Raw genomic sequence first — 25,563 nt, forward strand, 5'->3', positions numbered from 1 at the left:
TCACAATAAATATGATAATTAATATTTATGTATAATTTATCCTATGATCACCTAAAAAGCAATTGGCGCACGGATTGTTTGAGCTGCATTTTCGTGGCGTGGAATGGTGGAAATCCGGATAGGAATCGGTAACAAAAACCACTTTAAATGGACATCAAGGTAAAGCTTAACGGGTTTCCGCCAGCCAGATGTGCACCAGCTTCTCTATCCGCTCCAAATCATATTGACGCACTGCATTCAGCAGTTGCTGGTGCCTCTGGTTACCCAACTGGGCCGGCGTGAGGTTGGCGATAATTTTCTTGCTGTTGCTCATATCACCACTGGCCGCTCGGTTAGCGAGTTCTTCCAGTTCGGCTCTGATAATGGAGATATCGACAACCAGGTTTTCTTCGGTAGTAACCGCTGGTTTGTCGTCCTGCCCGGCAAATGTGACTTGTGCGAAAGCACGCAACGCATTAAAAATATCGTCGAACGCATAAGGCTTGCCGATAAAATCCTGGAACCCCTGCGCGAGATAAAACGCACGTTCATGCTCCAGGCTGGACGCAGATACCGCAATAATCGGCGTGTTGGTGTAGGCGGGATCGGTGCGTAACTTGCGCAGCATATCCAGGCCATTAATGCCGGGCATACGGATATCGGTAAAAATAATATCGAAGTTGTGGCTGGCGCATTGCAATAGGCCTTCGTGGCCATCGCGCGCGGCGAGGGTTTCGCAACCGATCTGGCGCAGCAAATCCACGAGGATATCGCAGCTCGCCTGATCGTCTTCCACCACCAATGCACGGCAATGGCTGCCAGCTTCAAGGTGATGCGATGCCTGGTTGTTGCGCTGCTCCAGAACAATATTTTCACTGGCCAAAGGTAGCATTAAATAAGCGAGTGTTCCCTGCCCCAATACGCTCGATAACCGCAAACTGCCGCCCATACCTTCGGCCAGGTGACGCGACAGTGCGAGGCCCAAACCGGTGCCGCCAGCATCTTCACCGGCTTGCCCCTGTTTGAATGCGGCAAATAATTCCGCCAATTCTTTTTCGGCGATGCCGGGACCGGTGTCGCCAATCACAAATTCAACGTTGTTATCGGGCAGCGGCATCACTTGCAAGCTCACGCTGCCGTGCGGTGTAAATTTAATCGCGTTGCCGAGCAGGTTTAATAAAATCTGGCCAATTTTCTGGCGATCACCTTTCACAATATAGGGCGATGGTAAATCGATTTGGGTAATCAGCTGCAAACCTTTGGCGCTCGAGCGTTCGGCCATAATGGTTTGGATGTCGTCGACTTCCTGGTGCAAATCAAAATAATCCTTACGCAAATTCAAGACGCCGGATTCTATTTTGGAAAGATCGAGAATATCGTTAATCAATCCCAGCAGGCGCTGGCTGGAGGTCAAAATTAATTCCAGGCGCTCGCGCTGGTTGCCGGTAAATTTTTCATCGCGCATGAGTAATTGCGTGTAGCCGAGCACAGCGTTCAAGGGTGTGCGAATTTCGTGGCTCATATTGGCGAGGAAGCGACTCTTTGCACGTGTGGCTTCTTCAGCGGTTTCTTTGGCGCGGGAGAGTTGCAGCTCGGTTTCTTTTTGCGCGGAAATATCGGTCATGATATTGCCGATATATTGCGGCTTGCCCTGGTCATCGCGAATCACAAAAAATGTTTCGTGGGTCGGGAATTGCGAACCGTCGGGATGTAACGCTGCCAGCTCGCCTTGCCACTGGCCCTCGCGTAATACCTGCGGAATAATTTCATCGCGCACGTGTTGTTGCAATTCCACAGGAAAATATTGCCAGAATTGTTGCTTGAAGTTGCCATCGCCCAAGACGCCATTGAGCATGGTGCGCATACTGGCATTCATGTAAATCGTTTCGGCATCCAGCGTGGCGATACCAAAACCCTGGCTTGAATATTCAGCAAAGCGTTTGAATTTTTCCAGCTCGGTAAACAACAGGTTTTTTTCGGTGATGTCCCGTCCAATACCTAATATACCGGTAGGTTTTCCCTCTTCATCACGCAGGGCAACTTTTAATGTATCCAATAAATAGCGTTGTTGGTTGGCAATGGAAATCCATTGTTCATAACGGTGCGGCTCATGGCTGCGCAGTGCCTGTTGATCGTAATGACGAAATAAATCGGCCAATTCCGGTGTTACCAGTTGCTGCTCGGTTTTGCCGAGCACATCATGCTCCGGGCGGGCCAGCATCCGGGCGAAGGCTTTATTGCAACTGATATACAAACCTTCCATGTTTTTTAACCAGATAGGATCGGGGATGTTATCGAGCAAGCTGCGCAGATGTTGTTCCCGTTCTTTTAATGCCGCTTGCGACGCTTGCAATTGTTCCTGTGTTTGCTGGCGCTGCACTATTTCATTTAACAGCCAATCATTCGCCGCGCGCAATGCTTCGGTATGCGATGAAACATCCTCTTCCAGTTTTTGCTGGATACGCAAAAACAAATCATCATTTTTCTGGCGCGCGCGCAAATAAGCCGTCAGCAAACCGATCAGGGTCAAGCCCATTGCCAGCGCCGATAATTGTAACCAGCTCGGTAAATACCAGGGGCGCAAATCATTGGCTTCCGGAATTAACGGAACAGCGCTGCTGCGCTCAACATATCCCAGCGCTGAAACCAGGAATAACACCACGCCAACACCGGCGCACAACAATAAAAAAGCTTGTGCCTGGGTATTGTTATGGCGAATACGTGGAATTAATGCCCAGGCCAGGATGGACGTGACCACCAGCATGCCAATGCTGTCGCCCATCCACCAGAAGGCCCAGCTTTTTATTAATTCGTCCTGCGGAGTAATGCCGAGGTAATAAAGTGAATTAACGCCGATGGTGGAGGAAATGCTGCAACAAATAAAAATACTGCCAATAAAATATAACGCGCGCGGCAAGCTGATTAACAAATTGCGGGTGAACAGCCCGCGATTCATGCGCGCAATCAACCAGCTTTGCAGCAGGTCGGCGCAAGTCATCAGGAAGGTAACGGCGATGCTGGTAAAGCTGCGCCCGATATTCGGATCAAAATGTAAAAAAAGGGTGGCGGTAAATGCGCCGATAAAAATCCCGGGCGCAACACGCAGCCCAAACAATAACAAACCGAAGAGGGCAAAACCGGCTGCTGGCCATACCAGTGTTACATTGGACGTGAGTGAACTCCACATCATCCCAAAATGCGCCAGCGCAAAATACCCCAGTGCAAACAGCAAATTTAATAACGGGAGTTTGGCGAAGAAATACAATTTGTTGCGCGCGAGGTTTACCACAGGAACAACTCCATCAAGCGAGGCGCTGTTCCAGGGCCTGGTAATTCAACTCTTCCGGTTTGTGGTGATGATAACCTTGCCCCCACTGCACACCCAGTGCATGTAACTGCCGGGCAACTTCGGCGGTCTCCACAAATTCGGCAATCACTTCTTTATCGAGCGAAGCAGCCATTTCAATAATGGATTTAATCATCGCGTAGTGGGATGGATCGGTATCCATATCGCGCACAAAAATACCGTCGATTTTTATTTTGTCGAATGCCAGCTGGTGCAAATAGGCATAGGACGCAAAGCCGCTACCAAAATCATCCAGCGCAAAATGGCAACCAAAATCGCGCAGGGTTTGCATAAACTGGCGCGCCGAATCGATGTTGACAATCGCCTGGGTTTCAGTAATTTCAAAACAAAATTTATTGGCCGGTAAATTGTGCTGCTTGAAACAATTGATAATGAATTGCGCGAGTTGTGATTCGCGAATCGAAATTGCAGAGAGATTGATGGAAATCAGGTCCATGCGTTCCAGCAAACGCGGATTGCGTGCGAATAACGCCAGCACATGGTTAATCATCCATTTATCCAGTTCCGGAATTAATTGCAAACGCTCGGCCGGGCCAATAAATTCACCGGGCGATACCATGCGTTGCGCCTGCGGGTCCCACAAACGTAATAAAACTTCCAGGCGATAAATCGGCTCTGCCTGGTTATTGGCAGCTGGAAAATATTCCAGCAACTGAAAATAAGCGCGAAACAACTGGTTTTGCAATGCATCGACCAGGCGCGATGCCCAGTTGATATTTTCTTTGTGCAAATCGCTGCGTTTGGTCGCTTCTTCCAAACTGAATACCGCACCGCGCGCATCGCGTTTGGCGACAAAGATAACTTCATCGGCGGCGAGCATCACTTGATCGTAACTGACAATTGTGCGTGTGAGCGGCAAGGTGGCAATGGATGCGGCCAGTTTGAATTGGCGGTCTTCCCATTGGAAATTAAATTGCTCCAGGTGTTTGAGGATACTTTGCGCTAGTTCCACACCGTTATCGCTGCCATCACCTTCGGTGACTACCACAAAGCGGTCGCCGCCCAAACGCGCAAAAAAATCGGTGCGTGCTAATAATCCGGAAACACTGTCGGCAAATTGCCGCAATAATTCATCGCCGGCGATACAGCCGCAACTTTCATTGATCAAGCGGAAGCGGTCGATATCAATTAACAAAAACGTTGCACTTAAATTTTCGATCTGGATGCGTGCCAGTAATTCGGAGACATGGGCTTCCAGGGCATTGCGGTTGTGCAGGCGGGTAACAAAATCGTGGGTGGCGAGGTAATTGAGGCGGTCCTGCATGTAGCGCCGCTCATTAATTTCCTCACGCAACTGGCGGTTGGCGATGGTGAGCTCTGCCGTGCGTTCGCGCACTTTGGTTTCCAGCTCGCGGTTGAATGATTTCAGCTCCGCCACCATCGCCTGGCGTTCCAACTGGTAGCGCACCCGCGCGCGCACTTCGTCGGTGTTAATCGGCTTGGTGATGTAATCCGCACCGCCCACGCGAAAACCCTGGCTGATATCATCGGTGCGTGCGGTAACAAAAATAATCGGGATTTCCGTGGTCGCCAGATCGGCTTTAAGACGGGTACAGACTTCAAAGCCGTTCATGTCCGGCATCATGACATCGAGCAAAATCAGCTCCGGCAAACGGCGCGCAGCCAGTTCCAATGCGCGTTCACCCGAGGTGGCAACCAATAATTCGCAGTCCAGATCTTCAAGGATTCCGCTGAGGACATCCAGATTTTCCGGAGTATCGTCCACCAGCAGGATACGCGGCGCACTCGACATAACAACCAAGTCCTTCACTATTGTTGTCATCGGATAATAGCAGAAGGATAAGGAATAGCTACGCGCCGGTTATGAAGATTTGTTTGGTCGAAAATGCATTCGCCTGATTCGCGCTATAACGCGTAGGGGTTCGATTTATCGAACCCGCTTTTTACGGTCCATATTCTGCAAATTGCTACTGTGCTTTACATTCCTTTTCACAGGCGACGAGTGATTCCAGCCAGGGTTCGTCCAGTTTGCCAAATGCGATTGTTGCCTGAAAATGTTTGTTAAGTTTTTTATCGGAAAGCAATGCATGGTATTCGCGTGGAACGTAAATAGGGTTAACTAACAATTCATCAATATATATTGTATTGGGGTTTTGTTGTTTGCCCTCACAGTGTGTGTAAGCATCGCTAATGACCGCAGGTAGTATCAAAAATTGATTGCCGGGTGTTCGCTCTTGCTTGGTTATAGTTTCCTGCAATGCAATTTTGCTCACTGCAGCATCAATAATATAAAGGCGTGAACGTGTGTGTTCAAACTGTAACAATTCATCGGCCAGCGCTTTTATTTTTTCTGTAAGGCCGGGTTGCGCCCCGGGCTCTGATTGCCTCAGCTGCTTAAGCTGGGCTTTAAGCTGCTCAATGGTTTGCTGGTGGGTATTGCCATTAAATTCGACTAAAACAAAACCTTGTTCGTTAGTTTCCTGATGCTCCTGATTGCAAATGCCGGAGAAGTGAAAGGTTGAATAGTGCTTGGGCGATAATTGCAAATCCCTTCCATAATAATAATTGTTTTCTGGCGTCCTATTGGGGCGTGTACTCCACCGGATAGATAAATTGATGCCGGAGTTTTCCTTCTCAAAACCATAATTATCCGGAAGGCTTAATTCGCGTTCGCTAAAGGTAATGCGCGCATTTACTTCCTGGCGATTGTAATAACTGTGTCCCAGCACCACACTATTCACTGCAACCAATAAACCGACAGCACTCCAGAATAGTTTATTCATGGTGCAACCTCCGCTGCCGATTCTATTATTAATTGTTGCTGCCATTTACGCAGGCGATTAAAAATAGTTAACGCCAGTATTGCAGTGAGCCCGATCACCAGGAAGAAAAGCGATTTCGGCATCCAGTCCCACCACCAATCAAAAAATTTGTTGCACAGGAACACTGCAAAAAACACATTGCCCAATAACATCAATTGCCCGTTGTGCTGGCGTAATCCAAAAACAATTAATGCAGTGCTGGTTGCGAATCCCAGGATCTGATAAAAACCCTCAATGATATTCGCATCAAGGGGCAGGTAACTATCTCTACCCCAGTTGCTGAGCATAAGTATGCAGAGGAAAAATGCGCAGGCAGAAATAATTTGATAAATCGCGGCGAAGCAGGAATAATTTTTATGTTCCTTGAAAAGAGGTACGGCGAAAAAAGCCAATGCGGGTAACAGGAAATTTTCGGGGCGTTCCCACAGTGAGATCCAGTAAAGCCCGCTAAACCAATAGGTAGTTTTTGCGGCGATAAAAATAAAAACGCAAATCAGTGCCGCTGCTAATAGCAGTCGAACATGAAATAAATAAGCTAATGAAAATCCATAGAGTGCGTAGGTGGCAAATGCGTTGGGCGAAGGAATAATATTAAACACGCTGCCCAGCATCACCAGGTTCAATATAAAACACACGAATGAAACAATAGCAATAAGTTTTGCGTAATAGCCAGAACTATCGCGCTGCTTTATCCACGCGGCGGCAAAGAGTGTTAACAATGGGGCAGCGATCAGCATACTGACTTGTTGTAGCTGGTTGAATAATCCCCAGTATTGATAAAACAGAAAAAATACGCTGGCCGCAAAAGCGCCGGCACCGAGCAGTGCAACAATTTGCGTACCTAATGATAAATGGCGTGCGCGGTCAGTGAGGTCAATATCCTGCTGTTGCTGTAATTCGCGCAGTAGTTGCTGGTGATACGCCTGGATTGCACGGCTTTGCCCATCATCCAGTGAAAGTAAACCGCGCGCTTGCAAAATTTTTTGTTCGGCGTTGAAGGCACGGATTTGATCGGCGCGCGCCTGGGCTTCCGCTTTTGTCGTCGTACCACTGTTGTTAGTCACTGTCATAGCGCTTCCCTCGTATCACATAATGTTGAAATTGCTTGCGCGATATTATGGCATTATTTTTTGAACCACAAAGCAGCCACACCAATCGCGATAAGCGCGAGCGCAGATGTGGGTATATCGTTAGCTAACCACTGGGCTATTACAGTTGCAGTTTGTGGATCGCGGTATAGCAAATAAGCCGCCGCAACAAATGCCAGTGCGGCGATCACCTGGCGGCGACCATGCTGGCGCTGGTATTTTTTGCGCGTGAATAATTCCTGGGAGAGATTATCGACTTGCTGCGAAATGTGTGGCAATTGTTTCAGGCTGTTGAAAAACAGATCGGGCACTTGCGGGAATTTTTCCATCCAGTCCGGTGCAGTGCGTTTGAGCTCGCGCCAGAGCGATTTTGGATGGAAGCGATTTTTTAACCAACGCTCTAAATAAGGATGCGCGGTGGCCCACAGGTCCAGGTCCGGATACAACTGCCGACCCAACCCTTCAATATTGAGCAAGGTTTTTTGCAGCAACACTAATTGCGGTTGTACTTCCATATCAAAGCGGCGCGCAGTGCGGAATAAACTCAGCAATACGTTCGCAAAAGAAATTTCTTTCAGCGGTTTTTCAAAAATAGGTTCGCACACAGTGCGAATCGCTGCTTCCAGTTCCTCGACCCGTACATAATTTGGCACCCAGCCGCTTTGCACATGCAATTCTGCTACCTGGCGATAATCGCGGCGGAACATCGCGAGCAAATTGCGCGCAAGGTAATATTGGTCTTCGCGGGTGAGTGACCCCACAATGGCCATATCGACCGCGATATATTGCGGCAGTTGCGGATTTTGCGTGGCGACAAAAATGTTGCCAGGATGCATGTCGGCGTGGAAGAAATTATGATCGAACACCTGGGTGAAAAAAATTTCTACGCCGCGCTCGGCGAGTTTTTTCAGGTTGGTGTTTTGCGCATTGAGCGCAACCATATCGGTAACCGGAATACCGTAAATGCGCTCCATCACCAACACATTGTGGCGGGTGTAATCCCAATAGACTTCAGGGACGTACAGCAACGGTGAATTTAAAAAGTTGCGGCGCAATTGCGAGCCGTTGGCGGCTTCGCGTTGCAAATCCAGTTCATCAAAAATTGTGATGCGATAATCTTCAACAATTTCCACCGGATGCAGGCGTTTGCCATCGATCGTATTTTTTTCTACCCAACGTGCAACCATCAGCAGCAACTCAACATCCTGTGCGATGACTTTTTCGATTCCGGGGCGAACAACTTTGATAACTACATCGCGACCGTCTTTCAGGGTGGCGGTATGCACTTGCGCGACGGAGGCAGAGGCGAGTGGGGATGCATCGTAACTGGCAAACACATCGCTGACTTTTGCGCCCAATGAGGCTTCGACAATACGCTGGAATTCGTCGTTGGCGAACGGAGCGACGTTATCTTGAAGGTGATTAAGTTCGATGACGATATCGTCGGGAACCAGGTCCGGGCGTGTAGAGAGTAATTGGCCGAATTTTACAAAGATCGGGCCTAAATCTTCGCAGGCGCGGCGCAAGCATTCACCGCGCGATAATTTTTCACCGTTAGCTGAACGTGGCTGCGGAAATAGTTTGAAGAAAAATAACGCGGCGCGTGCAGCGAAGGGTAAATTATCGGGGAGCAATTGGTCCAGGCGATAACGGGCGAAGACGCGCAGGATTGTTAATAAGCGGAGGAAGACCATTACAAACTCAATTCTCTTTTTTGTGTAGGTTGGTGGTGAGGAACGAACCCCAACATGACCGGCTTGCCCAACACAATGAATTCCTTTCGTGGTGGCGAATGTGCATTTTATTGTTTAGCAATTTTTATGCGTTGCTTTGTTGGGCATCGTTCCTCAGCCCAACCTACGTTTCTCCGCAAGCAGCTTTTCAACGCGCGCGGCAGCGCGATCAACTGATAACCGCAATTCGTCCACTTGTTGGTAAAAATCTTCCAGTTCAGGTTTGGAAACCAGTGCCTGATATTCTTCGGTTAAAAATTCTTTGGTTAAGCGTGTGGCATTGTGTGCACGGTCTTTGGCCCAACCGAATTTGGTGCGAATGACTTGCGCCGTCTGGTGGCCGATAATGTCACCGGTGAATTGGCTGAGCATATCTTCCCAATCGATGTCGAGATTTTTGAACAACGTTTGCAAATCCGCGAGCAAACCCAAATCGCCCATGGCCGTAACGCCGGAATATTTCAGGTTGTGGATTTCGGTGGTCGATAATTGCAGCAGGGCCATCAGGGAACCGCTGAGTTGCGTATCTACTTCGCCATCCCAATTCGCCATTAACTCTATTTCTTCATCGACGGGCATAACAAATAAATTCATTGCCACCGGCGCGGTGATTTTTACCGCGAGGATTTTTCCACTCAAGCGCGCAAGGCCGATGCGCGTCGCTGGATCATAATACAACGCGGTGTTAATAATTTTTTCTGCGCTGGCGAGGACGGCGGTGGTGAGCATTTTATCCATACGATTAATGGTTAAGGCTTGATGCCTTTGTGCAGCGCAACAATGCCGCCGGTCATGTTATGGAATTCGGTGCGTACAAAACCGGCGTTATCCATCATCTCTTTTAACGTTTGCTGGTCCGGGTGCATGCGGATGGATTCCGCCAGATAGCGATAACTTTCCGCGTCGTTCGTCACCAGCTTGCCCATAAATGGCAGGACCTTGAATGAGTAAGTGTCATACACCTTGCTGAGCAAATCGTTTTGCGGTTTGGAGAATTCCAGCACCAGTAAACGGCCGCCGGGTTTTAACACGCGTTGCATGGAGCGCAGCGCTAAATCTTTATCGGTCACATTGCGCAAACCAAAGGCGATGGTGATGCAATCGAAGGTGTTATCCGGGAACGGCAGGAATTGCGCATCGCACTGCGCGAAACCGATATTGCCGGCAATGCCGCGGTCAATCAAGCGATCGCGGCCAACGCCAAGCATTGAGGCATTGATGTCCGCCAGGATTACCTGGCCGGTTGCGCCCACACGTTTGGCGAATTGGTAGCTTAAATCGCCCGTGCCGCCGGCGATATCCAGGACCTTGTGGCCGGCGCGCACGCCCGAGGCTTCAATCGTGAAGCGTTTCCACAAGCGATGGATGCCGCCGGACATCAAGTCGTTCATCACATCGTATTTGGCGGCGACCGAATGGAACACTTCGGCAACGCGCCCGGCTTTTTCTTCGACGGGAACTTGCTTAAAACCGAAGTGGGTGGTTTTTTTCTCGTTCATAGCGGCAATCCAGGGCTGGCGTAAAGAGGGCGGATTTGTTGTGGGGCGCATTGTACAATGCCCATCCGTTTCTCACACCCGAAAAATCCCGCGCCTGCGAGGCAGGTAGTTAAAGGAGCTAGTTGTGCGTATCCCTGCTGCATTGGTTGGTTTGCTGTTGATCGCTACACCGGTTGTGGCAGATACACTTAAACCTTTCGCTACTGACGGTTGTTCCATGTGGATTGATGGTCCGCCCGGTAACCCCAATCTCTGGCGGCATTGTTGTGTTGCACACGATTTGGCGTATTGGATCGGTGGTACCGAGGAGCAGCGCCAACAGGCAGACGACGCGATGAAACAGTGCATCCAAAAAGCGCAGCAGCCCATGATTGCGAGCCATACCTATAATAGTGTGCGCATGGGCGGCGGGCCTTATTGGCCATCGACCTATCGATGGGGTTATGGCTGGCATTACCTGGACGGCATTTGGCCGCGCGGCTACAGAACGCCTTCACCCGATGAGAAAGCGCAAATCAATCGGTTGATGCCCGCTGCGTTGCAATTGATTGCAGAGGATGTTGTTAGCAACCCGGTAAAGGCGCCTTCCGGTGCGATAAGTCATTTATCGCCCCCTTCAGCGGGTTATTCGTCAATTCAGCCAGCAATTCACTCATTAACCAATACCCATAGCAGCGTTGCGAGCAGTCACAGCGACAGGTAAATTGCTGGTTTCCAAACTTTTTGGCGTTAAATGCTTTAAATTGCGCATGCATTTTGCATCTCCACCGTGCTTGAGTTAACAGATCCCGGTTTTTAATCGGATTTCTTTCACACACGGAACAGGGGTTTTGCCCCAAGGAGTAAGCTATGCGTGGTACCCGCTATTGGGCTGCTCGATGTTTGGCTGTTATTACATTGGTTATTTCGCTGCCTGCCTCAGCGCACCTGGTGTTCACTTACACCAGTAACGAATTGCCGTTAACGGCGTATACGATCAATGGTTATCCTGAAAATATTAACGATTACAAAGACATATTGCCGCTAGCATTTAGTTATTCCTTTACGGTACCGGAACAGGATTTATCCTTGCAGCCGTCCACAACGTTCCGTTTCACAGATTTCACCTTTTCACTGATTTCGCCTATTGCGGAATCCATCATCTATTACACGCTGGACCTTACTTCTTCCCGTTCAGGAGGCTGGGTAACGCTTGACCAGAGTGGAAATATTACAGGCTGGAATGTAATGTTGCGCATGACCGAGCTGATTACTCCTGAGACCAATCTCTTCTTCCATCGCCTGTCCAATAATTTTATTGCGGTTAAATCCAGCAGCGAAGATGGAGACAAATTATCCAATCGTTTTCACCCTTCTACGTGGCATGGATATTACATCCAGCTTGCCAAAATCCAGATGAGCTACTCGGGCGCCAGCAACTTTAACAATTGGACCATCGAAAGAGTGGCCGTGCCGGAAGCGGGTTCTGCAGGCTTGTTGGTGATGGGATTGAGTGCATTGTTCTGGCTGCGCGGCGGGCGCAAAAACATCCTTTCTCTATTTGGGCGATAGAAAAAATAGTCGTTCTGAAGCCCGTTAACGCCGGTGTATTAACTGCTGGTTTCACCGGGTTTGTTGGCGTGCGAGGTGTGGCCAGGAGAAATCCTGATGAGGGTAAATGTGTTTGGCAATTAAGTTACTTATCAAGTTACGTATCAAGATAGTCTTTCGTCACTCAGGGTCATTTCGAAAAGGTATTGCGATTCCAGCTTGGGCAAGCATTTTGTCGCATTATCACGCCGTGTGTGCGTGCATTGATGTGAACGGAGTGTTTGAATGGACGGGTTTCAACTTCAGAAATGCCCTGCTTTCAATCATATATGGGGGTACACCCCAAGGAGTGCGCTATGCGTGTTATCTATAAGTGGGCTGCTCGTTGTTCTGTTATTGCGTTGTTCGTTTTTTCGTTACCTGCTTCGGCCCATTTGGTGTTTACCTACACCAGTGATGAGTTGCCGTTAACGTCCTATTCCATCAATGGTGAGCTCGATGACCTGGCTAACCACACCGATATCCTTCCTATTGCATTTACTTTTTCATTTACAGCGCCCGAGCAAGACCTTTCACTAAATCCTTCCACCAAATTCAGCTTCAAGAATTTCACCTTTTCGCTGATTTCCCCCGAAGGGCTTATTGAGTTTCCACTGGATCTGTTTTCCGAGCGCTCTGGCGGCTGGGTGAATCTGGATTCGGCGGGCAATGTGCTGGAATGGAATGTGCTGCTGCGCATCACCGAGTTGATCACACCCGATACTGATTTGATCTTGCATCGCCTCGCCCGGCATTTTGTTGCGCTGAAAACCAATAGCGAAACCGGTGAAGATAAATTCACCAACCGTTTCCATCCTGTGGAATGGGAGTCGCGTTGGGTTCAGGGCGAAAAAATCCAGCAAAGTTACTCCGGTGGTAACGATGCGGGTAACTGGAGTATTACTAAAGTTGATGTTCCGGAGCCTGGCGTTGCAGGGTTGTTGTTGGCCGGTGTACTCGGCCTGTTCTGGTCCCGTCGCGAGCGCAATCTGGGTGGTGCCGTTAAACCCTGCTGAAAAAATGCGCAGCCGGAGATCATCCGGCTGCTGCTTTCCTGCCTTTTTCTTGTCACAAATGGGTGTTTGAATTCGCTCAAGTGAATTACAATCGCCGCCGCATTGCCGGGAACTTCCCAGTTGTAAATTCGTTCTACACTTAGACCGGTCAATGCGCGGCACTGTAAACCATACTCAGTGGCTTCCAAACCACCACCGGTTTTTCCTCGGTTCGCTGTTCCAGTGAACTGGCCGGAAGGTTCGCCAGTAACCAGCGCTGATGTGTACGGCATCAGTACAAGCACCACCCAGAGGCGTCTCGCCAGCAAGTGAAATTCCATCTGTATATTTTTGTGGAGATTCCATGAAATTTCGCTTTCCCATTGTCATCATCGATGAAGACTTCCGCTCCGAGAACACCTCGGGTTCCGGCATACGCGCGCTAGCCGATGCTATCGAGCAGGAAAACTGGGAGGTACTGGGCGTAACCAGCTACGGTGACCTATCGCAATTTGCACAACAACAATCGCGCGCCTCGGCGTTTATTTTGTCGATTGACGACGAAGAATTCGGTACCGGCTCGCAAGAAGAGACCGACCACGCGCTTAAAGCGTTGCGTGCATTCGTTGAAGAGATTCGCTACAAAAACGCCGACATCCCGATTTACCTGTACGGTGAAACGCGCACCTCGCGCCATATCCCTAACGATATTTTGCGCGAGCTGCACGGCTTCATTCATATGTTTGAAGACACCCCCGAATTCGTAGCGCGCCATATTATCCGCGAAGCCAAATCTTACCTTGATGGTTTGGCTCCGCCATTCTTCCGCGCGTTAGTGCACTATGCACAAGATGGCTCCTATTCCTGGCACTGTCCCGGTCACTCTGGCGGTGTAGCGTTTTTGAAATCACCGATTGGCCAGATGTTCCATCAATTCTTTGGTGAGCGCATGTTGCGTGCCGACGTGTGTAATGCGGTAGAAGAATTAGGTCAGCTGCTCGATCACACTGGCCCTATCGCCGCCTCCGAGCGCAATGCGGCGCGCATTTTTAACGCGGACCATTGCTACTTTGTGACCAATGGAACCTCGACCTCTAACAAAATGGTCTGGCACTCAACGGTAGCGCCGGGCGATATTGTGGTCGTGGACCGCAACTGCCATAAGTCGATCCTGCACTCGATTATTATGTGCGGCGCGATTCCGGTATTCCTGATGCCGACGCGCAACAACCTCGGCATTATCGGCCCGATCCCGCTGGAAGAATTTACGCCGGAAAGTATCGCGCGCAAAATCGAAGCGAATCCATTCGCGCGTGAAGCGGCCAATAAAAAACCGCGCATCCTCACCATTACCCAATCGACTTATGACGGTGTGCTCTACAACGTAGAGACGTTGAAAAATATGCTCGATGGCAAAATCGATACGCTGCATTTCGATGAAGCCTGGTTGCCGCATGCGACGTTCCATGAGTTCTACAAAGACATGCACGCGATTGGCAAAGATCGCCCGCGCGCAAAAGAATCGATGATTTTCTCCACACAATCCACGCACAAATTGCTCGCCGGTTTATCGCAAGCATCGCAAGTGCTGGTACGTGAATCAGAAAAAGTAAAACTGGATCAGGACGCATTCAACGAAGCCTATTTGATGCACACGTCTACCTCGCCGCAATACTCAATCATTGCCTCGTGCGATGTGGCGGCAGCAATGATGGAAGCCCCCGGTGGTCACGCGCTGGTAGAAGAATCCATTCTGGAAGCGCTGGATTTCCGCCGTGCGATGAAAAAAGTAGACGAAGAATGGGGCCAGGATTGGTGGTTCCAGGTCTGGGGGCCGGATGAATTTGCTGCGGATGGTGTTGGTGATCGCGAAGACTGGGTATTGCGCAGCGATGATAACTGGCACGGCTTCGGCAAACTTGCGCCGAACTTCAATATGCTCGATCCGATCAAAGCCACCATCGTGAATCCTGGTTTGTCGGTCAATGGCCAATTTGCAGAGACCGGTATTCCGGCATCGATCGTCACCAAATACCTGGCGGAAAACGGTGTAATTATCGAGAAGTGCGGCCTCTACTCATTCTTTATCATGTTCACCATTGGCATCACCAAAGGCCGTTGGAATACCCTGGTAGCGGCGCTGCAACAATTTAAAGATGACTACGACAAGAACCAGCCGATGTGGCGAATTATGCCGGAGTTTGCACAAGCGAATCCGCGCTACGAGCGTATGGGCTTGCGCGACCTGTGCCAGCAAATCCACGATTTCTATAAAGCCTACGATGTTGCGCGCTTGACCACGGAAATGTATCTCTCCGATATGCAACCGGCGATGAAACCGTCCGATGCGTTTGCCAAAATGGCGCATCGCGAAATTGAGCGCGTACCTATCAACCAACTCGAAGGTCGCATCACATCTATTTTGTTAACGCCGTACCCGCCGGGAATTCCGTTGTTGATTCCAGGCGAGCGTTTTAACAAAACTATTGTGGATTATTTAAAATTCGCGCGCGATTTCAACGAGAAATTCCCCGGCTTCGAAACGGATGTCCATGGTCTGGTAAAACGCGAAGTGGATGGCAAAAAAGACTACTACGTAGACTGCGTAAAACAATAAAGCTGCCGTTCATGAACAGGATGTTATAAATTAAAAAGCCATCTCATTTACATGAGGTGGCTTTTTTATCGCCACCATAAAACCAGGAAGGTAAATACTATGAGCAAAGTCAAACTATTTGAGAATCAACAAATTCGTAGCCACTGGGATCAAGAGCAGGAGCAGTGGTATTTCAGTGTGATTGATATTGTCCAGGCGTTGACGGCGTCCGACCGGCCCCGAAAGTATTGGAATGATCTTAAGAAAAAGCTTTTCAAGGAGGGAAGTGAAGTGTCCGATAAAATCGGACAGTTGAAAATGACTGCTCCCGACGGAAAAGCTCGAGCTACCGATGTGGCTGACACCGAAACCTTACTGCGTCTCATCCAATCCATTCCCTCCCCTAATGCTGAACCCTTCAAACTCTGGTTAGCGCAGGTTGGCTATGAGCGGCTGGAAGAAAACGAAGATCCTGAACTGACAATCGACCGTGCCCTGGAGAGCTATCTAGCCAAAGGCTATTCCAAAGAATGGATTAACCAGCGGCTCAAAAGCATAGAGGTACGCAAGGAATTAACTGATGAATGGGAGAGTCGGGGGGTAAAACGTGGGAAAGAATTCGCGATCCTGACTGATGAGATTACACGTGCATGGAGCGGGTTAACTACAAAAGAATACAAGCAATTTAAAAATCTAAAAAAAGAAAACCTGCGCGATAATATGAGCAATTTGGAATTAGTGTTGAATATGCTGGCAGAGGCAACCACCACTGAAATTTCCAAAGAGCTTGACCCTCACAATTTTGATGCAAGTAAACAAATTGCCCAACAGGGTGGCGAGGTAGCTGGTAATGCACGTAAAGATATTGAGTCGAAAACAGGCAAAAAAGTCGTGACCGCAAAAAATGCAAACCAGCTCGCGCATACCGGGCAGAAAAATATCTCGAAAAAATAAAAATTAGCTAACCTTTTAAAAATATTTCACCCAATCACAAGTAACAGGGAAACAATATGCGTGTTCATTGGTATTCATGGTGTGTTCTGGTGTTGCTGGGCGTATTGCTCGGTGGCTGCGGTAAATCGCCTGACGGTAAAAAAGATTCTTCGGCGGAAAATGCCGGGCAGATAGCGCCGGATTGGGAAGCGCATATTGCCGATTACCCCAAGCGCTGGGTTGCAGCGGAAGCGCCAATGTATATTCGCTTTACGCATCCTGTTGTCAATGATGATCAGGTGAATACCGCTTTCAATTCCAATTTGGTTGCACTGGATAATAAAACGCCCGTTAATCTCACCTTTACTTCTACCACTGATTTGCGCATCCAGCCTGCCAGCCGTTTACCCAGTGATACTGCAATTCGTGTGCGCCTGAGTCCAAAAGGATTGCAGGGTATTGAGCAATCGCTGGATGATTTTGAATTTGAAGTACACACCATCAAACAGGATTTTGATTTGAAGGTGAATAGCCTGAGTGTGATGACCGATAACGAAGAGCAAATGCAATTGAGCGGCAGCATTACTACTGCTGATACCGCTGAACTGGATGCGGTGAAAAAACTGCTTACCTTGAAAGTGAACAGCGCAGCGACTGATCTTGTGTGGACGCAAGAGCTGGATAAAAAAACGCATAATTTTTTATTGACGGGAATTAACCGCACCGATACGACCGGCAATATCCATCTGGAATGGGACGGCGCTGCAATTGGTTCTGTCGATAAAGGCGCGCGCGATCTGGAAATCCCGGCAAAAAAAGTATTCCAGGTGACCGGCGTACAAGTTATCCGTGAACCCAATGCCGCGATTGAAATTCAATTTTCCGATGAGCTTGATCAAAACCAAAACCTGAGCGGTTTAATCACCCTTGGTGGTAAAGCAGTAAAAGCTGTTGTCGATGGTAGTGTCATTCGCCACACGCTCGAACAAAGCGCAACAGGTGAATTGGAATTGGTAGTGAATGCGGCAATTGCTAGCGGCAAACGCAAAACACTCGCCAGTGAATACAAACATCAAGTGGTACTCGAATTAGTTAAACCATTAGTACGTTTTGTCGGCAAGACTTCTATCTTGCCACCGGCGAGCCAGATCTCCGTGCCCTTTGAAGCGGCAGGTGTCGATTCTGTACAAGTTATCGCGTTTAAAGTCTATGCCAATAACATTGGCCAATATTTGCAGGATTACCAATTAACTGCAGCTTACCCGGCAACAGATACCGGCCGTTATTTGTGGCGAAAAACTTATCGCTTGCCGGAAATTCCGCGCGCCGGTGTGCAGCGTTTTAATCTGGACCTCACCGAATTAATGGCGCAGCATCCGGATGGTTTAATCCGTTTGGAGTTGCGTATTGATCGCAGCAATTCGGTTTACACCTGTGATCAGCCGCGCCCGACTGAACCTGTAAGCAAAATGCCGGAAGATTCTGATGGCGAAGGTTATTACGAGCGTGAGCAGGAACCAGCCTGGTATCAGCAATATTATCAATCGCAAGGTTATTACAATTACAGCGAGCGCAATAATCCCTGCGATGATACTTATTATTACTACGGCGATGATATTTCTACCGCGCGCAATTTTATCGTTTCCAATATCGGTTTAACGGCGAAGCGTGCCGATGGTAATGAACTGCATGTCATCAGCACCGAATTAAATTCGGCCAAGCCGCTCAGTGGTACTGAAATCACTGCATTTAATTATCAGCGCCAACCCATTGGCAATGGCAAAACCGATAATTACGGCATGCTGCAATTAATCACTGATGGCGTTCCCTTTTATCTCGAAGCAAAACACGGCAAACAAGTTGGTTATTTGCGTGTGCGCAGTAATGAAGCCTTGCCAACCAATCAATTTGATGTGAGTGGTGAGCATATTAAAGGCGGTTTGAAAGGCTTTTTGTATGGCGAGCGCGATGTATGGCGCCCGGGCGACGATATTTTCCTGACCTTTATCCTGGAGGATAAATCCCAACAGCTTCCTGCGAACCATCCGGTAACACTGGATTTATTTGATCCCAGCGGCAAAAAAGTAGTCAGCCAAACCAGCACGCAACCGGTCAATGATTTCTATACCTTCACGTTAAAAACAGAAGAGACTGCACCTACCGGAAATTATCGTGCGGTGGTGCATGTAGGCAATCGCTATTTTGATCAATTATTGAAAATTGAAATGGTAGTACCCAATCGTTTGAAAGTGGATTTAACCCCGGAAGAAACGCCCTTGCGTGTTGGCAATATGCCCACCAAAGTGTCGTTGTTTTCGCAATGGTTGCAAGGTGCAACTGCTAAAAATTTAAAAACCGATTCGGAATTGAAATTGTTTACGCGCAAATCCGTATTCGCCGGATTTGAACAATTCAATTTTGATGATCCGGTGCGCACCTTCTCCGGCAGCACGCAAAAAGTATTCGATGGCAATGTGGATGCAACCGGCCACGCTGAATTTACGGTGGATGTCAGCTTGTCATCGCCACCACCGGGTAAGCTCACAGCCTCATTTACTACGCGGGTATTTGAAGATAGCGGTAACTTCAGCACCATCTTGCGCCCTTACGAATTGCTGCCGTTTGATCATTGGGTGGGAATTAATATTGCCAAAGGCAGTGGTTATATGGATTCAATCGGGCGCGATAAAGATCATCCCGTATTGTTCCAAACTCTCGGTGCCGATGGCAAAGCAGAAGCCAATCGCAATGTAGAAGTTAACGTCTATGAAATTGGTTGGCGTTGGTGGTGGGATGAAGAGCAGGAAAACCTTGCTGAATATTTTAATAATTCCTCGCGTACACCTGTGCATACGGAAAAATTAGTGAGCGATGCAAACGGCCGCATCAATTGGAAATTGGAAAAAGAAAAATACGATTGGGGCCGTCATATTATTCGCGTGTGCGATACCGACGCAGGCGATGCAGGTCATTGCGCAGGCGAAGTAGTTTATTTGGGCTGGAGTTACGATTCTTCTGCGCAAAGCGATTCCGCTACGCAATTAATGCTCTCCACAGATAAAGAAAAATATGCAGTAGGTGATATCGCCAAGGTGCGTTTGCCTAAAGCGCGCGAAGGCAGGATTTTATTAAGCCTGGAAAATGGCACCCGCGTATTGGAATCGCGCTGGCTGGATTTACAACCTGGCCAAACAGAGATTGAAATCCCAATCACGCAGGCTATGGCACCGAATATTTATGCCAACGTAATGTTGTTGTTGCCGCACCAGGACCGTGTTGCGGAGGCGCCGATGCGTTTATACGGCATAGTGCCGCTGTTGGTTGAAAATCCGCAAACCCGTTTGCAGCCAACGCTGGATGTTGCAGAAAAAGTTCGCCCTGAAACAGAATTTATTATTAAAGTCGGTGAGCAAAATAAACGCGCGATGACATACACACTGGCGATGGTTGATGAGGGTTTGCTCGGCTTGACGAATTTCCATGTACCCGATGCACACAGTTATTTCTACAAGCGCGAAGCACTTGGTGTGCGCACCTGGGATTTATTCGATCAAGTGGTGGGTGCTTACGGCGCATCGCTTGAACGCGTGCTCGCCGTTGGTGGTTCCGATGCGGCACTGGAAGCCGAACGTAAACGCCGCGAACGTCGTTTCCCGCCAGTAGTGCAATTCCTCGGCGCATTTGAATTAAAAGCCGGTGAAGTGCGCGAACATAAAATTAAATTGCCGCCGTATATGGGTTCTGTACGCGTGATGGTGGTTGCAGGTGATACCGCCAGCAATGCGAAAAAAGAAGAGGCTGTTAGTGCTTATGGCAATGTAGAAAAAACGGTAACGGTTACCCAGCCGGTGACTTTGTTTGCCACCTTGCCACGTGTGCTGGGTCCGGGTGAATCCGTGAATCTGCCGGTCAATGTTTTTGTTAGTGAAGCCAATATTAAAAACGTAGATATTTCTTTAGAAGCGAATGAAATTTTTACGGTGGAAAAAGGCAGCACACAATTGCAGTTTAGTGAACCGGGCGATGCAATTGCGAGTTTAAAACTCAAGGTCAATGATCGTATCGGTAAAAGTCGCGTGAAAGTCACTGCGCGTTCAGGTGATGAAGTTGCAATGCAGGAAATCTTTATCGATTCACGTGCAGCCAACCCACCGACAACGGTATGGGAATCCAAATTATTGCAACCTGGCGAAACCTGGCAATCACCGTTAACAACGAATGGCATGGTTGGTACTAATGTAGCTTCATTAGAAGTAAGTACCTTACCATCATTAAATCTGGATCAGCGTCTGGAATATTTAATTGGTTATCCGCACGGCTGTATTGAGCAAACTACCTCCGCCGTCTTCCCGCAATTGCGATTAGCAAAATTGGTCAATCTGACCGATGTGCAAAAAGCTGAAATTGATAACAACATCGCCGCCGGAATAAAACGCCTCACCAGTTTCCAACATGCGAGTGGTGGTTTCTCCTATTGGCCGGGCGATGGTTACGTCAATGAATGGGCTTCCAGTTATGCCGGTCATTTTTTATTGGAAGCAAAACGTGCCGGTTATTCAGTTCCCAAAAATTTATTGGATAACTGGGTGAAATATCAAAGTAGTGCGGCGCGCAATCCACAAATTGCAGGTAATTATTACGATGAAGTAGTGTTGGCCTATCGCTTATATACATTAGCCCTGGCTGATAAAGCGGAATTGCCGGCGATGAACCGTTTGCGCGAAACCTTTAAAACCCAAAGTAATTCCGCACAGGCAGATTACCGTATGCCAGCACGCTGGTTATTAGCGATGAGTTATCAACATGTCGGATTAAAAGATGCCGCGCAAGATGTACTTGGTCCATTGTCTAATACCGTGCCGACCTATAAAGACGCAGGCTATACCTACGGTTCGGATATGCGTGATCGCGGTTTGTTACTTGCGACGCTGGTAACTATCAATGCCAATAAAGATCTCACCTGGCAAGTTGCCGAACAGGTTGCAAAAGATCTATCCAGTGGGGACTGGTATTCAACACAAAGTATTGCCTGGGCATTATTGGCCATGAGTGAATTTGCGGCGGCCAATACCAGTTCCAGTGATATTAAATTTGCCGTACAGCAACAAGGTGAAAAAGATTGGGTTACCCATGGCAGCAACAAAACCATTTTCAAAATGGCCATCAATAATCCGCAAGTCAGTGTACGCAATGATCACGATGTACCCATTCGCGTATTAGTCAGCAATCGCGGAATCCCGGCGAATTTGCAAGAAGAGCCTGGCGGCAATGGTTTGAATCTATCAGTAAATTTCCTGACACTGGATAACAAACCACTCAGTGTCGAGCAATTACCGCAAGGCCAGGATTTTGTTGCTGAAGTTACTGTTCAAGGTGAGTTTGATAAATTACTGACGAGCAATATCGAAAATATTGCACTCACGGCAGTGGTGCCCAGCGGCTGGCAAATTCGGAATGAACGCCTTGAAGGAGCGCAAATGCCAAAAGGCATAGACTATATAGACTTCCGCGATGACCGCGTGCTGGCCTATTACAGTTTATGGCGTGACTATTATTGGAATTACCGTTACCAGGATCGAAACCAAACCAGCATCACCTTGCGCATAATCCTGAACGCGAGTTATGCCGGTAAATTCTATTTACCCGGTTGGCATACCAGCGCCATGTACAATGAAAAAATTTATGCGAAGAGCAAAGGGTATTGGGTAGAGGTTGTGGCGAAGTAGCCACAACCTATTTTAAAAATACAATGACATTACAAACATAAAAGAGGCTTTGTTAATGCTTGAGGAGTTTTCAAAGCCTGTAAAGGCTCAGCTACATTAAAGAGCAAATAATCTATTGCTCGGTTCGTTTATTATTGCGTGGTGCAAAGGTACTAGCCTATTGGTTAAATCGGGAGACCTGAGAGATGAATAGCCAGGGTTAAGTCATGCTGCGGTTCGTTTCTCACCAGCAACCTACGAAGCTTCCTGTAGGTTGCTGGTGAGGAATGAACCGCAACATCTTCCCAAAAAATTCCTTCACTGTTTTGCACCAATATATTTTAGGCAGGTCTCCACTTCATTCTCTGATCCCAAAATCACCGCCACTCGCTCATGCAATGCCTGGGGTTGTATATCCAGAATCCGCTGGTGCTCATTCCATGCTTTTCCTCCCGCATTTTCAATCAACAACGCCATAGGGTTTGCTTCATAAAGCAAACGCAATTTGGCTGGTTGTTTGGGATTGCGATTATCCGACGGATACAAAAATATCCCTCCGCGTGAAATAACCCGGTGTACATCGCCTACCATCGCTGCGTTCCAGCGCATATTAAAATTTTTCCCGCGTTGTCCGCTTTCACCGAGCACCAAATCATTAATGTAGCCACGCATGTTTTCACTCCAGAAACGCTGGTTGCTCATATTGATAGCGAATTCTTTGGTGTCGACAGGGATCTGGATATTTTTTGCGGTGAGCAAAAACGTTCCCTGGGTTGCATCCAGGGTAAATGCATGGGTGCCTTTGCCGGTGGTGATCACTAACAATGTGGATGGCCCATAAAGCACATAGCCGGCGCACGCTTGTTGTGTGCCTTGCTGGTGAAATTGCGCTTCATCATTTGCAGCAATATTTTGTTGCGCGCGATAAATACTGAAAATGGTTCCAATCTGACCGTTGATGTCGATATTGGATGAACCATCAAGCGGATCAAACGCGATAATAAATTCACCCGTTGTGTTGCCGGCAACAACAGTATCTTCTTCTTCCGAAGCAATGGCGCGAACGTGAGGGCACGCGAGCAATAAATCTTTTAACAATTGATTGCTGATAACATCCAGATGCTTTTGGGTTTCGCCCTGGATGTTTTCATCTTGCGTTGAACCCAGTACGCCTGCCAATGCGCCCTGGCGCACGCGAAATGCAATTTCTTTACTGGCGTTGATAACGCTTTCGAGAAGTTGTACCAGCGGTGCCTCTACGGTTTCATCACGCAAGTGTTGAAATAAATTGATCATGAATTTTCCTGCTGTGCAAAATACAAAGCCACTTTGCAATGGCTTTGTATTAAATCAATAATTAAACGTAACGGTTAAGGCAATTTAAATCCGCAAAGGATTGTTCCAGGCGTTTCGCCATATGCTCTTCACTTTGACGCAGCCATACGCGCGGGTCATAGAATTTTTTGTTGGGTTTATCGTCGCCATCGGGGTTGCCGATTTGGCCTTGTAAATAACTGCTGTTGCTTTTGTAAAAATCCATAGTGCCTTCCCAGAAGGCCCATTGCGTATCGGTATCGATATTCATCTTTACGACACCGTAGTTGAGCGACTCTGCAATTTCTTTGGGATCTGAACCTGATCCACCGTGGAATACAAAATTCAGCGGGTTATGATCCGAACGGAATTTTTCGCGCACAAATTCCTGCGAGTTTTTCAGGATAACCGGTGTGAGTTTTACGTTGCCAGGCTTGTACACACCGTGCACATTGCCGAATGAAGCGGCAATGGTAAATTTATCGTCAATTGCGCGTAATTTTTCGTAGGCAAAGGCAACATCTTCCGGTTGGGTGTAAAGCGCAGAATTATCCAACCCGGTGTTGTCTACGCCATCTTCTTCACCGCCGGTGCAGCCCAATTCAATTTCCAATGTGATGCCAAGTTTTTTCATGCGCGCGAGATAATGTGCAGAAATTTCCACATTTTCTTCCAGGCTTTCTTCGGATAAATCGATCATGTGCGAGCTGAACAGCGGCTTGCCGGTTTGCGCAAAATATTTTTCGCTGGCTTCAAGGAGTCCATCGATCCAGGGCAATAATTTTTTTGCGGCGTGGTCGGTGTGAAGGATGACTGGCACACCATACGCTTCCGCAACCGTATGCACATAGTGGGCGGCGGCGATGGAGCCGAGTACCGAACTTTTTAAGCCGTCGAGTTTTAAACTTTTTCCACAAAAAAATGCCGAGCCGCCTTGTGATAATTGCACAATCACTGGCGAGTTAACGTTGCGCGCGGCTTCGAGTGTAGCGTTAATCGTATTGGTGTTGGCCGCATTTACGGCCGGATAGGCAAAGCCGCCGGCTTTGGCGGCATTTAATAAAGTTTGTACGTCATCGCCGGTGGCGACCCCTGGGGCTACTAACTGGGCAAGAGAGTTCATCATCAAATCCTGAGCTGTGGTTGATTTTTGTGATGACCGAGTTTGCCGCCGATTACTCTGTTGTTGTTTTACTTCTTGTTGAATTTTTAATGAATTTTATTCGTCAGCGAGGTCTGAAGCCTGCTCGCAAATCGCGAGGAAATGGCCCGGGTCCAAACTGGCACCGCCCACTAATAATCCGTCGATATCCGCTTGCTGCAACAAGTCGTGGGCGTTGGTTTTAGTCACGCTGCCGCCGTATAAAATCCTGACGTTGTTGGCTGTTTCTGCATCATAAATTTCCGTCACTTCGCGACGAATAAATTGATGTACTTGTTGCGCGATTGCGGGTGTTGCTGCAAGGCCGGTGCCAATGGCCCATACGGGTTCATAGGCGATGCATAATTCTTTGCCGGTTAAATCCATTTGCGGCAGGCCTTCGCGCAATTGTTTGCGCAAGACTTGCTCGGTGATATTGGCTTCGCGTTCCTGTTGGTTTTCACCGACGCAGAGCACAGGCAATAAATCGTGGCTCAATGCGGTGCGCACTTTGATTTGGCAACCTTCGTTGTTTTCCGCAAACATCGCGCGGCGTTCGGAGTGGCCGATCAAACACAATGAGCAGCCTGCTTCTTTCAACATTTGCGCCGAGGTTTCGCCGGTGTAAGCGCCCGATTCATAGCGGCTCACATTTTGGCTACCAATTTGCAATTCGGAAAATTGCAAAAAAGTCATCATATCGCGCATGTATAAATACGGTGGGCAAATCGCAATTTGTGCGGCGAAGTGTTTGCCAATAAAAGAGGCGACCGAGGTACAAATCAGGTCCAGGCCGCCGTTTAATTTCCAGTTGGCAATCACTATTGGTTTACGTGTTTTCATGGTGTTCCCGGTTGATCT

At 48.3% G+C, this 25,563-nt stretch carries 16 protein-coding genes; 6 read left to right on the forward strand and 10 right to left on the reverse strand.

Annotation, left to right across the window (positions count from 1 at the left end; translation table 11 throughout):
* Nucleotides 1-166 precede the first annotated feature (166 nt).
* The 7 genes from A596_RS16335 to ubiE form a co-directional block, all read right to left on the reverse strand.
* Nucleotides 167-3,268 carry a PAS domain-containing protein gene (locus A596_RS16335; RefSeq protein ID WP_039916766.1) on the reverse strand — a complete coding sequence of 1,034 codons (3,102 nt, stop codon included), beginning with the start codon at nucleotides 3,266-3,268 and terminating at the stop codon, nucleotides 167-169.
* A gap of 13 nt (nucleotides 3,269-3,281) precedes the next feature.
* Complete coding sequence (locus A596_RS16340; protein WP_039916768.1) at nucleotides 3,282-5,099, reverse strand: putative bifunctional diguanylate cyclase/phosphodiesterase; 1,818 nt, start codon at nucleotides 5,097-5,099, stop codon at nucleotides 3,282-3,284.
* A 175-nt stretch (nucleotides 5,100-5,274) separates the two neighbouring features.
* Complete coding sequence (locus A596_RS16345; protein ID WP_039916769.1) at nucleotides 5,275-6,090, reverse strand: DUF4824 family protein; 816 nt, start codon at nucleotides 6,088-6,090, stop codon at nucleotides 5,275-5,277.
* A complete protein-coding gene (locus A596_RS16350; RefSeq protein WP_039916773.1) occupies nucleotides 6,087-7,199 on the reverse strand; it encodes a DUF2157 domain-containing protein in 1,113 nt (370 codons plus the stop codon). Before A596_RS16350 ends, A596_RS16345 begins: the two co-directional genes overlap by 4 nt.
* 53 nt (nucleotides 7,200-7,252) lie before the next feature.
* Complete coding sequence (gene ubiB / locus A596_RS16355; RefSeq protein ID WP_039916774.1) at nucleotides 7,253-8,911, reverse strand: ubiquinone biosynthesis regulatory protein kinase UbiB; 1,659 nt, start codon at nucleotides 8,909-8,911, stop codon at nucleotides 7,253-7,255.
* A 153-nt stretch (nucleotides 8,912-9,064) separates the two neighbouring features.
* On the reverse strand, nucleotides 9,065-9,679 hold the full coding sequence (locus A596_RS16360) for a ubiquinone biosynthesis accessory factor UbiJ (RefSeq protein WP_235425763.1): 615 nt from the start codon (nucleotides 9,677-9,679) through the stop codon (nucleotides 9,065-9,067).
* Nucleotides 9,680-9,699: 20 nt separating this feature from the next.
* Nucleotides 9,700-10,449: a bifunctional demethylmenaquinone methyltransferase/2-methoxy-6-polyprenyl-1,4-benzoquinol methylase UbiE gene (gene ubiE, locus A596_RS16365; RefSeq protein WP_039917085.1), complete on the reverse strand. Its 750-nt coding sequence runs from the start codon at nucleotides 10,447-10,449 to the stop codon at nucleotides 9,700-9,702.
* A 124-nt stretch (nucleotides 10,450-10,573) separates the two neighbouring features.
* On the opposite strand from ubiE, the gene A596_RS16370 reads away from it, so the two are divergent.
* The 6 genes from A596_RS16370 (at nucleotide 10,574) to A596_RS16395 (ending at nucleotide 22,268) form a co-directional block, all read left to right on the forward strand.
* Nucleotides 10,574-11,152 carry a helicase gene (locus tag A596_RS16370; RefSeq protein WP_200882952.1) on the forward strand — a complete coding sequence of 193 codons (579 nt, stop codon included), beginning with the start codon at nucleotides 10,574-10,576 and terminating at the stop codon, nucleotides 11,150-11,152.
* Nucleotides 11,153-11,298: 146 nt separating this feature from the next.
* A complete protein-coding gene (locus A596_RS16375; protein ID WP_039916786.1) occupies nucleotides 11,299-12,000 on the forward strand; it encodes a hypothetical protein in 702 nt (233 codons plus the stop codon).
* A gap of 335 nt (nucleotides 12,001-12,335) precedes the next feature.
* Complete coding sequence (locus tag A596_RS16380; RefSeq protein WP_039916788.1) at nucleotides 12,336-13,034, forward strand: PEP-CTERM sorting domain-containing protein; 699 nt, start codon at nucleotides 12,336-12,338, stop codon at nucleotides 13,032-13,034.
* 343 nt (nucleotides 13,035-13,377) lie between these two features.
* Nucleotides 13,378-15,630 carry an arginine/lysine/ornithine decarboxylase gene (locus tag A596_RS16385; RefSeq protein ID WP_039916790.1) on the forward strand — a complete coding sequence of 751 codons (2,253 nt, stop codon included), beginning with the start codon at nucleotides 13,378-13,380 and terminating at the stop codon, nucleotides 15,628-15,630.
* A gap of 99 nt (nucleotides 15,631-15,729) precedes the next feature.
* Nucleotides 15,730-16,563 carry a BRO family protein gene (locus A596_RS16390; protein ID WP_039916792.1) on the forward strand — a complete coding sequence of 278 codons (834 nt, stop codon included), beginning with the start codon at nucleotides 15,730-15,732 and terminating at the stop codon, nucleotides 16,561-16,563.
* Nucleotides 16,564-16,619: 56 nt separating this feature from the next.
* Entirely contained in the window at nucleotides 16,620-22,268 is a 5,649-nt protein-coding gene (locus A596_RS16395; protein WP_039916794.1) for an alpha-2-macroglobulin family protein, read from the forward strand.
* A gap of 297 nt (nucleotides 22,269-22,565) precedes the next feature.
* Here the strand turns inward: A596_RS16395 and A596_RS16400 are convergent, their stop codons facing one another.
* The 3 genes from A596_RS16400 to tpiA all read right to left on the reverse strand — a co-directional run bounded on the left by A596_RS16400 (nucleotide 22,566) and on the right by tpiA (nucleotide 25,545).
* Entirely contained in the window at nucleotides 22,566-23,582 is a 1,017-nt protein-coding gene (locus tag A596_RS16400; protein ID WP_268745696.1) for a class 1 fructose-bisphosphatase, read from the reverse strand.
* A gap of 22 nt (nucleotides 23,583-23,604) precedes the next feature.
* The gene (gene fbaA / locus A596_RS16405) at nucleotides 23,605-24,684 is read right to left on the reverse strand and encodes a class II fructose-bisphosphate aldolase (protein WP_039916799.1); all 1,080 of its coding nucleotides are present in this window, start codon (nucleotides 24,682-24,684) and stop codon (nucleotides 23,605-23,607) included.
* A gap of 96 nt (nucleotides 24,685-24,780) precedes the next feature.
* Nucleotides 24,781-25,545, reverse strand: coding sequence for a triose-phosphate isomerase (gene tpiA / locus A596_RS16410; protein WP_039916801.1), 765 nt, complete (start codon nucleotides 25,543-25,545; stop codon nucleotides 24,781-24,783).
* Nucleotides 25,546-25,563 lie beyond the last annotated feature (18 nt).

Origin of the sequence: Cellvibrio mixtus subsp. mixtus J3-8 (assembly GCF_000766945.1) — a bacterium.
GTDB lineage: Bacteria > Pseudomonadota > Gammaproteobacteria > Pseudomonadales > Cellvibrionaceae > Cellvibrio > Cellvibrio mixtus_A.

Excerpts from the sequence above, each read along its gene's own strand:
- tpiA (WP_039916801.1), bottom strand. The coding sequence starts at position 25,545 with ATGAAAACACGTAAACCAATAGTGATTGCCAACTGGAAATTAAACGGC.
- A596_RS16390 (WP_039916792.1), top strand. The coding sequence starts at position 15,730 with ATGAGCAAAGTCAAACTATTTGAGAATCAACAAATTCGTAGCCACTGG.
- A596_RS16375 (WP_039916786.1), top strand. The coding sequence starts at position 11,299 with ATGCGTGGTACCCGCTATTGGGCTGCTCGATGTTTGGCTGTTATTACA.
- fbaA (WP_039916799.1), bottom strand. The coding sequence starts at position 24,684 with ATGAACTCTCTTGCCCAGTTAGTAGCCCCAGGGGTCGCCACCGGCGAT.
- A596_RS16385 (WP_039916790.1), top strand. The coding sequence starts at position 13,378 with ATGAAATTTCGCTTTCCCATTGTCATCATCGATGAAGACTTCCGCTCC.
- A596_RS16350 (WP_039916773.1), bottom strand. The coding sequence starts at position 7,199 with ATGACAGTGACTAACAACAGTGGTACGACGACAAAAGCGGAAGCCCAG.
- A596_RS16340 (WP_039916768.1), bottom strand. The coding sequence starts at position 5,099 with ATGTCGAGTGCGCCGCGTATCCTGCTGGTGGACGATACTCCGGAAAAT.
- A596_RS16360 (WP_235425763.1), bottom strand. The coding sequence starts at position 9,679 with ATGCTCACCACCGCCGTCCTCGCCAGCGCAGAAAAAATTATTAACACC.
- A596_RS16395 (WP_039916794.1), top strand. The coding sequence starts at position 16,620 with ATGCGTGTTCATTGGTATTCATGGTGTGTTCTGGTGTTGCTGGGCGTA.
- ubiE (WP_039917085.1), bottom strand. The coding sequence starts at position 10,449 with ATGAACGAGAAAAAAACCACCCACTTCGGTTTTAAGCAAGTTCCCGTC.
- A596_RS16380 (WP_039916788.1), top strand. The coding sequence starts at position 12,336 with ATGCGTGTTATCTATAAGTGGGCTGCTCGTTGTTCTGTTATTGCGTTG.
- A596_RS16345 (WP_039916769.1), bottom strand. The coding sequence starts at position 6,090 with ATGAATAAACTATTCTGGAGTGCTGTCGGTTTATTGGTTGCAGTGAAT.
- ubiB (WP_039916774.1), bottom strand. The coding sequence starts at position 8,911 with ATGGTCTTCCTCCGCTTATTAACAATCCTGCGCGTCTTCGCCCGTTAT.